Origin of the sequence: Scopulibacillus daqui (genome assembly GCF_016908855.1) — a bacterium.
GTDB lineage: Bacteria > Bacillota > Bacilli > Bacillales > Sporolactobacillaceae > Scopulibacillus_A > Scopulibacillus_A daqui.
The window spans coordinates 118,285-131,561 of the sequence record NZ_JAFBER010000003.1 but is presented as its reverse complement, the minus strand read 5'-3'; the positions used below and the strand labels follow the sequence as shown (position 1 = coordinate 131,561).

The 13,277-nt window shown below is 41.3% G+C and carries 10 protein-coding genes and 2 pseudogenes; 2 read left to right on the top strand and 10 right to left on the bottom strand.

Features of this window, described 5'->3' with window-relative positions; translation table 11 throughout:
• Window positions 1-582: 582 nt before the first annotated feature.
• Window positions 583-1,179 (bottom strand): annotated as a pseudogene (locus JOD45_RS16490) (YjgB family protein); the annotation flags it as partial.
• 252 nt (window positions 1,180-1,431) lie between these two features.
• Window positions 1,432-2,469: a DUF2332 domain-containing protein gene (locus tag JOD45_RS03905; RefSeq protein ID WP_205002558.1), complete on the bottom strand. Its 1,038-nt coding sequence runs from the start codon at window positions 2,467-2,469 to the stop codon at window positions 1,432-1,434.
• A gap of 261 nt (window positions 2,470-2,730) precedes the next feature.
• Between JOD45_RS03905 and JOD45_RS03900 the strand changes: the two genes are divergently transcribed.
• Window positions 2,731-4,065, top strand: a complete 1,335-nt coding sequence (locus JOD45_RS03900; RefSeq protein ID WP_205002557.1) for an APC family permease — start codon at window positions 2,731-2,733, stop codon at window positions 4,063-4,065.
• Window positions 4,066-4,114: 49 nt separating this feature from the next.
• Here JOD45_RS03900 and JOD45_RS03895 read toward each other — a convergent pair whose 3' ends face one another.
• From JOD45_RS03895 to JOD45_RS03880, 4 genes and pseudogenes are all read right to left on the bottom strand, one after another.
• On the bottom strand, window positions 4,115-5,563 hold the full coding sequence (locus JOD45_RS03895) for an APC family permease (protein WP_205002556.1): 1,449 nt from the start codon (window positions 5,561-5,563) through the stop codon (window positions 4,115-4,117).
• Window positions 5,564-5,872: 309 nt separating this feature from the next.
• Window positions 5,873-7,093 (bottom strand): amidohydrolase, encoded by a 1,221-nt coding sequence (locus JOD45_RS03890; protein WP_205002641.1) that lies wholly within the window; start codon window positions 7,091-7,093, stop codon window positions 5,873-5,875.
• A gap of 19 nt (window positions 7,094-7,112) precedes the next feature.
• Window positions 7,113-7,928, bottom strand: a pseudogene (locus JOD45_RS03885) (amidohydrolase family protein); the annotation flags it as partial.
• A 22-nt stretch (window positions 7,929-7,950) separates the two neighbouring features.
• A complete protein-coding gene (locus JOD45_RS03880; RefSeq protein WP_205002554.1) occupies window positions 7,951-8,418 on the bottom strand; it encodes a nucleoside deaminase in 468 nt (155 codons plus the stop codon).
• A 299-nt stretch (window positions 8,419-8,717) separates the two neighbouring features.
• Here JOD45_RS03880 and JOD45_RS03875 point away from each other — a divergent pair, with 299 nt between their 5' ends.
• The gene (locus JOD45_RS03875) at window positions 8,718-9,605 is read left to right on the top strand and encodes a LysR family transcriptional regulator (protein WP_205002553.1); all 888 of its coding nucleotides are present in this window, start codon (window positions 8,718-8,720) and stop codon (window positions 9,603-9,605) included.
• Window positions 9,606-9,751: 146 nt separating this feature from the next.
• Here the strand turns inward: JOD45_RS03875 and JOD45_RS03870 are convergent, their stop codons facing one another.
• From JOD45_RS03870 to JOD45_RS03855, 4 genes are all read right to left on the bottom strand, one after another.
• Window positions 9,752-10,702 (bottom strand): D-2-hydroxyacid dehydrogenase, encoded by a 951-nt coding sequence (locus JOD45_RS03870; RefSeq protein ID WP_239549062.1) that lies wholly within the window; start codon window positions 10,700-10,702, stop codon window positions 9,752-9,754.
• A gap of 85 nt (window positions 10,703-10,787) precedes the next feature.
• On the bottom strand, window positions 10,788-12,020 hold the full coding sequence (locus JOD45_RS03865; protein WP_205002551.1) for an aminopeptidase: 1,233 nt from the start codon (window positions 12,018-12,020) through the stop codon (window positions 10,788-10,790).
• A gap of 225 nt (window positions 12,021-12,245) precedes the next feature.
• On the bottom strand, window positions 12,246-12,392 hold the full coding sequence (locus tag JOD45_RS03860; RefSeq protein ID WP_205002550.1) for a hypothetical protein: 147 nt from the start codon (window positions 12,390-12,392) through the stop codon (window positions 12,246-12,248).
• A gap of 82 nt (window positions 12,393-12,474) precedes the next feature.
• Window positions 12,475-13,215 (bottom strand): alpha/beta hydrolase, encoded by a 741-nt coding sequence (locus JOD45_RS03855; protein ID WP_205002549.1) that lies wholly within the window; start codon window positions 13,213-13,215, stop codon window positions 12,475-12,477.
• Between the last annotated feature and the right edge of the window lie 62 nt (window positions 13,216-13,277).

The window sequence follows — 13,277 nt, the reverse complement described above, 5'->3', positions numbered from 1 at the left end:
GGGGCTAATTCCTCTATATCAAAGAAGAGAATTGCCTAATGATAAACGTCCATTCAATTCAAATGGTCCCTTTCAAAATGAAATGGCTTCAAAAATTAAACGTTATTTGATACATTTAACTAAAATTCATACTATCCAGATGGAAATGAATCAAGTGAAGAGTAAAACGGAGAAAGTCACCGAAGATTCGATAAATAAAATTTGCACATCAATGGATAAAGGAAAAAAGTTATCAATGCAAGGATGTTAATAACTAATCATGAATGCTGTCATTTCATCATATGATCAGAAACAAAACCGATTCCCCAGCATAAATGGAGAATCGGTTTTGATTAAACTCAATCAATAGGCTAACTTATAGGTGCCGTCTTGATATACCTTATACAAGCCTACGGTTCCAGTTCCCCCCTTATTCTGCATAGATTTAGAGGTTAATTTTATAGTATAGTAGGATCCTTTTTTATCAGTCTTTAGTTCTCCGCCCATATCACTGAAGGCTATATCCTTATTGTTATCCATCTTCAATTGATGCCTCAAATGCTTTATTGCAGCGCTTCCGCTGGAAATTTTAGTTTTAGCGGCTGCAGCGGTTAAGTTTACATGATTCACAGTTTGATCGTAACCACTTATAATCGGGTTATCGCCAATTACAAAATGAAGTTCGTAGCGGCCTGTTTTATAAACATAGTCTTTTTCGCCTGTACCTGGATCTTTAAGAATTTTATCAGCACGGCCCAGCTGTTTTTTTAATAGGTCAGGTGTAATGCCGCCAAGATTTGTTTGCCGCTCAACAGCTGTTCCGAAATTTCGTATTTCTGAAATAGTGTTGTCTTTATTATAAGCAAACCCATATCCAGGCTGCCCCATAGTCCAGCTATATAAATCAAATTGATGATCTACCTTATCGGGATCTCCAAATTTGGCATGAACATCTTTTTTTGTGCTTTTATTAATTTTAAGCCCTTTAACATTTCCCGGCATCTCTCCCTTAAAGGCAGCATGATAAATATCATTTAAAGTATTTACCGCACTCTGATTAACATGATTAACAGTCTCGGAGACAGCTGCCTTTTTAGACGCTGCATGTGCAGCGGTTTCCGATAATGTTCCGACTCCTAATATGGAACCAGTCAATAATGAAGCTGCAATGACCTTTGTAAATGATTTCTTTGAAAGCATTTTTTATCTCTCCTCTAATCATTAAGAATAGGCCTGTAAAAAAACGGCTGCATTGTTTTATATACCCCTTATTGCCAAAATATTAACCGGGTATATAGAATCACAGGCCATGGAAAAAACATACATATACAGTTTATTAAATCAACCAGCCAGTATGCTATACATCGAGTGATTTATTTTTCTCCAAAAAAGTTGTTATGTCGACGCAAAAAGCGATTATCCGCTATTTTCGGGAATTCCCTTTGGCGAATTTTAGCGAATATCCTTTAAATTCCACTCAAACCACCGGCCGTGGCCATCAGCGGCTCCAATTGTATGATGATATTCAATGCCATTCATCCAATAGTCGAGATGAAGCTTCCGATCCCACATATTGTTATAAATATGAAAAACATCTCTTTGACTGCCAATTTTCTTTATTTTATCGATAAGTTCATATTTTGACTCTTTCGCCATTTGATTCGCAACATGGGTATGAAAAATACATACGGCAGTATCTTTAGGAAGTTGCTCGATTACATCTGTTAATAATTTTACGCCATCACCTTCAATAAGTTCTGCGGGATTTTCCCTAAATACTTTGGCTGCGCGTTCAAACAAGTCTAATCTTTCTTTATGTTCCGGCCAAATGAGCGATTTCAGCCAAAGGAAATCTTCAGAATGTCTGAGATCACATACATGCAGATCTAATCCGATTTTTGATGCCGTTGGCGGACACTTTTGGAGAAGCGAAGGCGTCAGCCGCCCTTTTATTTTAGACTTTATAAGAACGCTTGAGCCTCTGTCGCCATAGATATTATGAGTATCATATGAATAGCTGTACTTATCCCATAATAGCTGCAGTCCTGCACTTGTTCCAATTTCAATCAGTGACAAAGGCTTTCCTGTCTTACTGTATATTAAGCAAAAAATTGGATATAGGTAAGCACAGCGCCTAACTTCATTTGTTTGTACTAACTTGCTTTTAAGAATTGCAATAATCTCATCCCTATTAACATTGCAAAAATCCTTAAAGTGATCATAACACCCTGCTATCGTTCTTGGATTTTTCGTGATGCTTGGATAATATTCTTTTAAAGGGTGTTCTTCGCCTTTTAACAGCAGATAATGGACGGCACCAAATAATAAATTAGGAACTGGCTGTCCATTTCGAGCTTCGGCACATAGTTCAATCATTTCACTATCTTCAGAAACTTTAAAGGCTAAACATTCATAAAGGCTGCTCGATCCTTTGCATTCTAATTCAGCAAAATGCTTAAACCGTGAAGATAATTGCGCTGCATCCATCATAGATTTCCTCCTTTTACCTTTTATTTTACCATATATTTGTTAGTTTACTGGACGCTCTTGGCGGAAAAACGTTTATTCGGTGAAGTTTACTTTGTCTTTAGCGCCTTGCCTTCCTGAGCGTTGCTCCAATATAAGCGTAGCAGCAAACGTTATAATAAAGTTGTCCGCAGCTCATAGCTTCAGGCCCAAAATTCCCACTTGACTAATCGGATTTGAATCAATAAACTTTAAATCATATAGAAACAGGAAAGAGGCTGATTCATGGCAGCACCTGCTGAATCTAATCGTACACAACAATTAAAACGTTCATTATCCATGAGGGACTTAATTGTCTATGGGTTAATTTTTATGGGGCCGCTTGCACCTATGGGAATTTACGGCGATGTTGTGCAGGCTTCCCACGGCATGATTGTTCTGACATATATCGTCTCGTGTGTTGTAATGCTTTTTACAGCATATAGTTATTTTCATATGTCTAAGGAATTTCCTTCCGCCGGTTCCGCTTATGCCTATATCCAGCATGGCTTGAATCCGCATATTGGCTTTTTGGCCGGCTGGATGATTTTGCTTGATTATATGTTAATTCCCGCATTGAATGTGCTGATAGCAGCCTCTTGGCTGCATGCTTGGATGCCGTCTATTCCGAACTTTGTTTGGCTGCTGCTTTTTGTGATAATAAATACAGCCATTAACATCAGAGGGGTTAAGCTCGCGATGATGGTCAGCTGGATTGTATTTTTGGCTGAATTTGCATTCTTCCTATTATTTGGCGTGCTGGCTGTTATTTATGTCATTCAAGGGAAAGCTTCCTTCTCTATGGATCCCGTTTATCAACCGCATGAATTCAGCCCAAGTCTTATTGCTTCGGGGATGTCTATTGCCGTCCTCAGTTTTCTTGGCTTTGACGGTATCAGTACATTGGCGGAAGAAACGAAATCTAAGCGTTCAATTGTTGGGATGGCAACGGTTTGGTCATTGATTATCGTTTCAGTGATGTATATTGCATTTGTTTATTTGGGAGCTATTGTTCATCCAAATTACAACACTTTTCCAAACCTTGATGTTGCTTTCTATTATATTCTTAATCAAGTCGGCGGGCCATGGATGCAAACGATTGTTATAGTCCTTAAGTTCTTCTCAGCCATTTGCTGCGGGATGGCAGCACAAGCCGCTATTTCAAGACTATTATTCAGTATGGGGCGCGATCGTGTTCTTCCAAAAGTTCTGTCAAAACTGCACAAAAAATATCAAACACCGGTTCCGGCTATATTGTTAGTTGCTTGTGTATCTGTTGTGATCGGTTACATCATGTCAATCGGAAACCTGAGCCGCCTAGTAAACTTCGGTGCGGTCACAACGTTTATTGTGCTTAATATAACCGTCATTATCTACTTCTTCATAAGGAAAAGAACCGGGAAATGGTGGCAGCATCTCATAATGCCCCTGTTAGGTTTTGCTATCCTTCTTTACGTATGGATTAACTTTGACAAAATGACCTTTTACCTTGGCGTGACTTGGTTTGTGATAGGCTTGATGATATTGCTGATAAACGTGTTTATTCTGAAGAAAAGCGGCAAAGACTTAAAAATTGATTAATGATAAATGCCCCGCCTGATTAGGATGGGGCATTTTCACACTACGATCTTTATCGCGCATGGTCCATATCTTGATCTTGATCTTGTATAACGATATGCCTTGCCGCCTTAATAGCCTCCGGACGATTGCGTTTCAAGTACGCTAATACCGCAAATCCAATAACAATCCATACTAAGACAATATACGGCGGCAAATTCATAGGATAAGCCGGCACTGGAAATATCGACCCATACAGTGCTATCAAAAGAAAGACGCTTGAAACAATAGGAAAAAATCCATGCAGCCACCAAGAAAACTCATTGGGATATTCTCTTCGATAAAAGAAAACCAAAGCAACATTTCCTAATATATAGACCATTATGAGAGATAATGTCAGAACCTCCGCTATCAGCTGACTTGCGGCAAAGGGGCCGAATAAAAAGCCAGTCCCGAGCGTAAGAACAAGGGTAATGATAGTTTGAACATTTAATGATGTGGAAGGGATTCGGTATTTAGGATGAATAAAGGCAAATGATTTTGGCAATACGCCTATCCGGCCCATTGCGTATAAAACGCGGGTACAGGCTGTTTGCGAAGCAATGCCGTTTCCCATCTGGCTGTTCATTAGCGCTAAGAATATCAATATCCACCCCCATCCCCAGTAACGATGCGCTAATACATTCCAAGGGTTGGAGGATAACGCGTAACTAGACATCTTATCAAGGCCCCACCCGGTTATCGCCGCATATGCCGAAATCATATAAAAAAGACCGATAATCACCGAGGCCAGTAAAACGGCTCTGCCAACTGTCTTTCTCGGATGGCGCGATTCTTCTCCTAAAGGGGCAGCTGTTTCAAAACCTGCAAAAGTAAACACACCAAAAACCATACCTAACAGCACGCTTGACCAGCCGTGATTCAATGATGCCCCAGGAGTAAAAGGGGCGACGCCCGGAGTATGAGGCGCACTAAAAAGAATAGATAAAGCCAGCATGAGAAAAATGCCTATTTCCAAGACACCTAAAACACTGGCAACTTTGGCAGATGCATGAATGCTTCTATACGTAATAAAATATAATAATAAGATGCCAGCAACAGACCAAACGTACCAAGGAATTGGAATACCAAAGACTTTTGGAAATGTCGTTTGAACTAAAAACCCGACGACAGCAAATACTGTTGATGGCATCAGCGGCTCATAAAACAAATAAAACCAAGCCGTTAAGAATCCCGCGCCTGGCCCCAGACCGCTCGAGGTATAGGTGTAATAACCGCCTGCAGATGGCAGCTTTTTAGCAAATTGCGCTACAGTGCTGGCAACCATTAAGCTTGGAATCATTGCTAAAAGCAATGAAAGGGGCAATGCTCCTCCTGCGGCTGAAGCGACATAAGTCAAAGCAAATGCTACCGCACCTGCAGGGGCCATTCCTGTAATAGACTGAAACACAACTTCACGAAGACCAACGGCATTTCGAGACAATCCAAGACGGCCTTTTGGTGAACCAGGCGGCAGGTCCATGTTTTTTCCTCCTCATAAAAACTTTATACATAGAAATCATATTCGGCTTATCCAAAATTTATTAACATATATGAGGAGGAAACCAAACAACGGTTTCCATTTTTTAGTCCATCCTTAGAATAGATATCCACATGTGGATAAACTTGCAGGACGCCATCGGCCGCCAGGCAGCGTTTTATCCAATTATAAATCGCAAAATGCTACCCGGCTTCTAATCTAGCATTTGCTAATCGATGCGCTTGATCTGGCGTCTATCTTTAGCATCCACCTATTTTGGCGCAACATTATTGATTTTCATTCGGCCCAATTTTATAACGAACCGGAAACGATTTCTCCCTTGAACATTACAGCGGCACGTTTCGCCCTTCTAGCAACAGCTTCAGCGGAACATGAAGCTTCGACAAATACAATGTTTGCCTCATCGCCCGCTTTCGGCCAGACTTGTTCGCCGTCGTGATTAAGCGGTGTTTGGCCTCCGGTTATAAAACAGAGTGTTTGCGCCAATGACCGTTCATCTGACCAATTCAAAACTTCTGCTAAACGGCCGGCCCTTTCTAAAATATCGCCGTTTCCAAATGGCGACCAGACATCAAAAATGTTGTCGCATCCAACAGCAACCGGTACGCCTTTTTCTTGCAATAAGCCAACAGGCGGAAACTTTCGATTAATAGGCACACTAGTAATAATGGTAATCCCAGCATCCGCTAATATTTCCGCCATTTCTTCTGCCTCGGTTTCAGAGATATCCCCAAGTGCAAAGGCATGGCTAATCGCTACCTTGCCTTCTAGCCCAGCTTCCTTTGTCAATTGAGCGAGTCTCTTAATTGTAAAAACGCCTAGATGATCGGCGTCATGCAAATGCAAGTCGATACCCGCGTTTCCTTCAACAGCAAGTTCAACCATTTCTTGCAGGGAAGCTTCAATGTCGCCGTCTACAGTAGCAGGGTCAACCCCGCCGACAAAGCCGGCCCCTTGGCGAAGGCTTTCTCTCACTAAATCTTTTGCCTTTGAACGCAATAAGCCATGTTGAGGAAATGCAACAATTTCATAAGATAACTTTCCTTCAAACGTCTCCAGCGCTTTTTGGACATCTTCTAAATGCTTTAATCCTATCTCAGGATAAATATCCACATGTGTACGAACATGAGACACGCCGAATTTTACATAAATATCAAGCAATGTTTCCGCACGTTCTTGAGTGGTCGTTTCCAGGGAAGGAAGCACTTTTTTCTCTATTTCAAGCCGTTCAAAAATGTTTTTGGCGGGGGTCACAGGACGCCAGCGATCACTGAGCAATGTTTTATCCAGATGACAATGTTTTTCTATAAAAGCCGGGAGCGCCAACAGCTGTTTGGCATCTCTTTTCGGTAAATGGTCTGTTATCGTTTCGTTAGATGAACGTATATCAGCAATCTTTCCATCCTTGATTAAAAGGTGATGACATTTAGTATTTGTCCCTATAACCGCCCCATCTTCAACTTCGTAACCGCTTTCCAATCGAGCATTTAACAGCCAAAAAGCATCGTTCATTTGCGATCTTCCCTTTCCTTTATAGTTTTCCGGCAACACATTTGCCTTTATATAAAACCGCCGCTCTCTTTGCTCGCCTTGCCACAGCTTCTGCTGAACAGCTCGCATCTGCGGCAACAAAATGAGCATCGTCGCCGGCATTTGGCCAAACACGTTTTCCTTCTTTATTTAAAGGTGTTATGCCCCCTGTTATATATCCGAGGGTTTGTCCGAGCGAACGCTCATCAACTAGGCGGAAACGTTCTGCTAACACCCCGGCTTTTTCCAAGCTGTCACCTTTTCCAAAAGGAGACCAGTGATCTGTTATACTGTCATCACCAAGGGAGACGTCTACCCCTTTTTCATGTAAAAGAGGAATCGGTATCGTCTTTGCTAATGGAACCGACGATGTAACCGAAATGCCCTGATGAGCGAACAGTTCCGCAACTTCGCTTGCTTCTTCGGTTGTGACATCTGCTAAAGCAAAGGCATGGCTGACTGTGACTCTTCCTTGCCATCCAGCCTCAGCCGTTAAAGCCGCTAATCGCTTAAAAGTAAAAATACCGAGATGGCCCGGGTCATGAATATGAAGGTCAATATTTGCATTCGCCTCAACCGCAAGCTCGATAACTGTTTGCAATGTTTTTTCAATATCTCCATCAATTGAGGCAGGATCGATACCGCCGACTAATGAAGCGCCCATTCTTAATGCTTCCCTAACAAGCGAAACTGAGCGGCTGCGCAATAATCCATGCTGCGGAAAAGCCACAATCTCAACGGAAGCTTTTTCTTTATAAGCTTCCGCCGCTTCTAGTGAGGCTTCTAGATTTTTCAGTCCAATCACAGGGTCGAATGAAAGACTGCCCTATTGATGACGCTTATTGATTGTTTAATTCGGCCCAGCGCTTATAAACCCGGATTCCGTCTTCATCTTTTTGTTGAACCATAGGTAATCGCCGCTCCTCGATTGGTTTCGAGTATTCATCATAAAAGGTCTCTAACTCAAAATATTTGCGGTCGTCTTTATAGTAAGGAGCATAATCCTCACGTGCCGTAATATAAGTGACTTTTTTCGGGCTGCAATAATAGAGAGCGCCTAAGCACATTGGACAAGGACTTGCAAGAATATAAATCTCACAATCAGTTAAATGTTCTGTTTGCAGCTTTTTACATGCCTCTCTGATTGCAACGATTTCGGCATGAGCTGTCGGATCATGCATTTGCGCAACAAGATTCGGGCTCTCAGCTATAATTTCTCCGTCCCGAACGATGACAGTCGCAAAAGGGCGGCCGCCTTCTTCAACATTTTTAAGTGCTAATTCTATTGTTCGTTTGACAAAGTTCATGACAATCACCTCATATGGCAGCCCTATCTGCTGCCCTTTTTTACATCCCTTGCATTCATATCTGCACATGCTTTAAGACGTTAAAACCATTTTTGGATCGCCTTCACCTACCCTTCTTCTTTATTGTTTGTCTCTTGGAACCCAATTGGCGATTAATGGATGAAAGCATCAACAATTTGCGGTACATGATCATTCCTCGAACCTTTACAATTATGCTACCATGGGAATAGTTATATGAAAAATATTAAAAAAATAACTTTTACTTAAGTTTTTCATATATAAAGAGGAGGCTTTTTAAGATGGATATCAGACAGCTCCGATATTTTATAGCGATAGTAGAGGAAGGCAAAATTTCAGCCGCCGCTGAAAGACTTCATATTTCGCAGCCGCCGTTAAGTCAACATTTAAAAGCTATGGAGGAAGAACTCGGCTCAACATTAGTCATAAGAAACGGCAAGTCTATAGAATTTACAGAAGCAGGGAAAGCCTTATATAAATATGCCTTAAGAATGACTGAGTTAATGGAAGAGGCTAAGAAGGAAGTGAAAGAAGTTGGAAATGGGGTAAACGGAACGCTGACCATAGGCACAAATACGCATTCAGTTATCGAACTGCCAGAAATCCTTCACCGATTTCAAAAACAATATCCTAAAGTGACTTATAAAATACAACAAAACGAATCCCTTCACCTTTGCCAATTAGTCAGAGAACGCTTAGTAGAGCTGGCGATGATTCGATTGCCTCTTCATTTAGATGATTTTTCAATGATGCATCTTTACACAGAACCGTTTTATTTTATTACATCAAAAACTAGGAAGCCGTTGGATCCCCAGGTTTCACTGGCCGAAATCCAAAACTATCCGCTTATTTTGCCAAGTACAGAAGGGTTAGGCGTCCATTATTTGATTTTAGAAGCCTTTTCCCGCTTTCAATTGCGGCCTCATATTATAAGCGAGTGCTCTGACATTTCACTCTTAATGGCATTGGTCTCAACTGATTTTGGTACGTCCATTGTTCCGGAAACATCGCTAAAATGTTTTAAAGGCTATCCTATTGAGGTATATAAAATTCCGGATAACATGATGTCCGCCTCGATTGGGCTAATATGGCTGAAAAATCATTATTTATCCAAAACAGCACAAAACTTTATTGCGTTATTAAAAGATTATTTTGATAAAAGTCATTAGAATAATAAACACAAGAAACCTCAACAACTTCAAGCAAGATAAGAACACCTGACAGGAACTTCAATCTAATCACCAATCCCCCACAAAAAAGAACCGATTCTCGTTTCTTAAGAAAATCGGTTCTTTGCTGCAAACATTGATCAGCCTTAATAACCGCGCTTACGATCTACTAATCCTTGTAAAGGCTGTTTATTCAAGTATCGATTTAAATTGTCGACAAAAAAACGGCTGACACCATCCCTTGTACTCGGTCCGGACAAATGCGAAGTGACATATACATGAGGCATTTCCCAGAAAGGATGGCCTTTGGGCAGCGGTTCTGTCTCAAAAACATCGAGAACCGCGCCTTGAAGGTGTCCTGAGCGCATCACAGCCAGCAATTCTTTCTCATTAATTAACGCGCCGCGGCCAACGTTTATAATTGCAGATTCCGGTTTCATAGCTAATAGAACATCCCGGTTAACAACATGATGCGTAGCCTTTGTTAAAGGAAGGGTTAAAACTAAATAATCAATCTCTTTAACAAATACCTTCCACTCATCCGAGGCAAAATGACGATCTACGAGTTCTGCTTGTTTTCCGCTAAAACTTAATCCATATACATTCATATCAAAAGACCGGGCTTTACGGACAATTTCAGCGCCGATAGACCCAAGTCCGGCTATCCCAATCGTTTTTCCTGCCAAAGTTTCCGATATAAAAGGGTCCCAACGGCGTTCTAATTGTGCCTTGCTCATGCGGGGGACGTCTTTAACTAGATACAATAGATATGTAAAAACATACTCAGATATATAACCGCCAAATTGATCAACGATTCTCGTTAAGATAATGTTCTCGGGTATATGAGTATCACTGGCCAAGTCATCAACGCCGGCGCCCATTGATTGAAACCAGCGAACGGACGAAGCGATTGGTTTATGAAGCAATTGGGTCGGAAATTTCCATGCTAAAATGACTTCAGTCCCCGGCAAATATTTTTCAGCTTCCTCCACAGTTGATGCTGCTTTCACCGAGGAAAATCCGTAACCACGGATACATTCTGCGTACGAGTCCGCCTGATCAGGGCTGTATATAAGAATGTTAGGCTTGGGCGACATCAACCAATCTCCCCCTTATTTTAAATCGCCATAGCTTTAAAAATGCGGCATTCTTCTGAATGCAAGAATTAACATCAGCAGTCTTCTAAATCACCCAAAGCCCGTTTCGCAAAATCGGTTCAATTTCTCCTTTTTCCGTTTCCCCGTCAATATTAAGTTCACTTGAACCAATCATAAAATCAACGTGCACAAGGCTGTTATTTGCGCCATGCTCCTCAAGCTCATCTGATGTCATTTGCGTGCCGCCTTCTAAACACGTTGGATAGGCTTTGCCAATAGCCAAATGACATGAAGCATTTTCATCAAATAATGTATTAAAGAAAATCAGACCGGATTGTGAGATTGGCGAATTATGAGGAACTAAAGCAACTTCCCCTAAATAATGGGATCCTTCATCTGTTTCGATTAATCCTTTTAACGTCTCATAACCTTTGTCAGCAGAAAAATCAACAATTTTTCCATTCTCGAACGTTAATGAAAGGCCTTCAATGAGCGTTCCGCTGTAGTTCAGCGGCATTGTACTGGTCACTTTCCCATTGACGCCCGTTTTCAATGGCAGCGTATACACTTCTTCTGTTGGAATGTTCTTGATAAATACCGTCCCGTCCGGATGGCTGGAAGCCGCGCTCGCCCATAAATGTTTTTGATTTAACTCAATTGTCAAATCCGTTCCCGGCGCTTTATAATGAAGCTTTTTATATCTCTTTTTATTAAGATATCCGGCTTTCTCGCTTAATTGCTGCTTATGTTCTTCCCAAGCTTGAACGGGATCTTCACGGTCGGCTCTTGTCAAATGGAAAATTGTTTCCCACAGTTTATGAACAGCCTTTTCTTCATTCAAATCAGGAAAAATCTTTTTTGCCCAGCCGCTAGAAGGAACAACTACGATTGACCAGCTGACCTTATCAGACATTCGATAATGGCGGTAAGGCGCCAAAGCTTCAGCAGCCGTTTTATTATCTGCGGCAATTTTTTCAGGATCAATGTCTGTTAACAAATCTGGATTTGGAATCCGAATGTCGAGAAATGCCGCGCCTTTTTCCGCAAAAGCCTCCAGACCCTTGGCTGTCCATTCCGGATACTCTTGAAATGACGATTCAGGCGCATACTTAAAACGCGTTAACGTCAGTTCGTCATCATGCCAATTAAAATGGACATATTTCGCGCCCGCCTGGTAAGCCTTTTTTGCCGCAAGACGAACAAAGTCAGCCGCCTCAATGGGAGCAGTAATGACAAGTTCCTGCTCTTCTTGAATATTTACACCGTTTTTCACTGCAAGTTCTGCATATTTTTCAAGTTTTTGTTGAAATGTGGACAAAGTGAATCCCCTCCGTTCAGTTCTATTGTATCATTCAAAAATATGATTCGGGAGGCTGAGTTCAGGCTGCAAAGAATCGAATCTTATAAATAATGAATGGTTTTCAGTCCGCTCCTGATGAATCTCTTACGGCCTTTAATGAAAAAAGCCGCCGCGTTCGGCAGCTATACAGAATAATAGTCTTGATTTTCTACTATCTCGATACCATTGAATCACATAGGCAAGCTATTCACTCGACTGAGTGGCATTAAAAAACATGTCAGCCTCTTGATTATCTTTTGTCTTTTTCTTCTTTTCCTGCGCGTCAGCACTTGTCAGATTCATTTTGCCGTCTGATTCATAACTTTGTTTAAAAGCATTTTTCTTATCCAAATGAATCCCTCCTTGCCAGTAATATTTCACAAATTCTGTTATTTTATTCTAAGCCCTTACCAGCAAGAAAAATCCATGACTTTTATTTGCTATTAATAAACTGTAAAGTCTTCTCAATAATCAAGTCTTTATCATTATCTAAAGTCGCCACATGATAACTGTTTTCCAGTCTTATAAGCTGCTTCTCTTTGGAACAAATAAAATCGAATATGGTTTGCGAATTGCCGGGCGGAACAACATGATCCTCTGTTGATACAAAAATCAGCGCCGGACATTGAATCTTATAAAGCCCGCTTTTGACCTTTTCCATAAGCTTGACGATTTCTTTTACGGATCTCAACGGTGTTTTTTCATATGCCAGTTCTTTTACATTTGCTTTTTTTATATCTGAGCCGATGGCATCCAGGAATCGCGGCTCGCTTATATTATTAAGCGCCGCCATATCAGGCAAGTCGATGGCCGCGTTAATAGGAATGATCGCTTGAATGTCCGGATGGTTTTCGGCCATGTATAAGGTCAATGTTCCGCCCATTGATAATCCGGTGACAAAAATGGTTTGACACTTTTCCTTTAACCGTTGATAACCTTCCTCTACAGAGGCAATCCAATCGGTGTATGTCGTAAGCTCCATGTCGTGATAGTGTGTGCCGTGGCCTTTCAGACGCGGCCCGCAAACCGTATAGCCTTTTTTCGCATATGCCTCCCCCAAACCCAGCATGCTTTGTGTCGATCCTGTAAAACCGTGAATCACTAAAATGCCCGTTCGGTTCCCTTCAAAATAAAAGGGTTCTGCTTCCTTTAAAACCGGATAGTGTTCAGCCATATTCTTCACCTGCCGCCTTTTTTATCAATTGTACCACTATTCAAACAATTATGGCCAGCCAT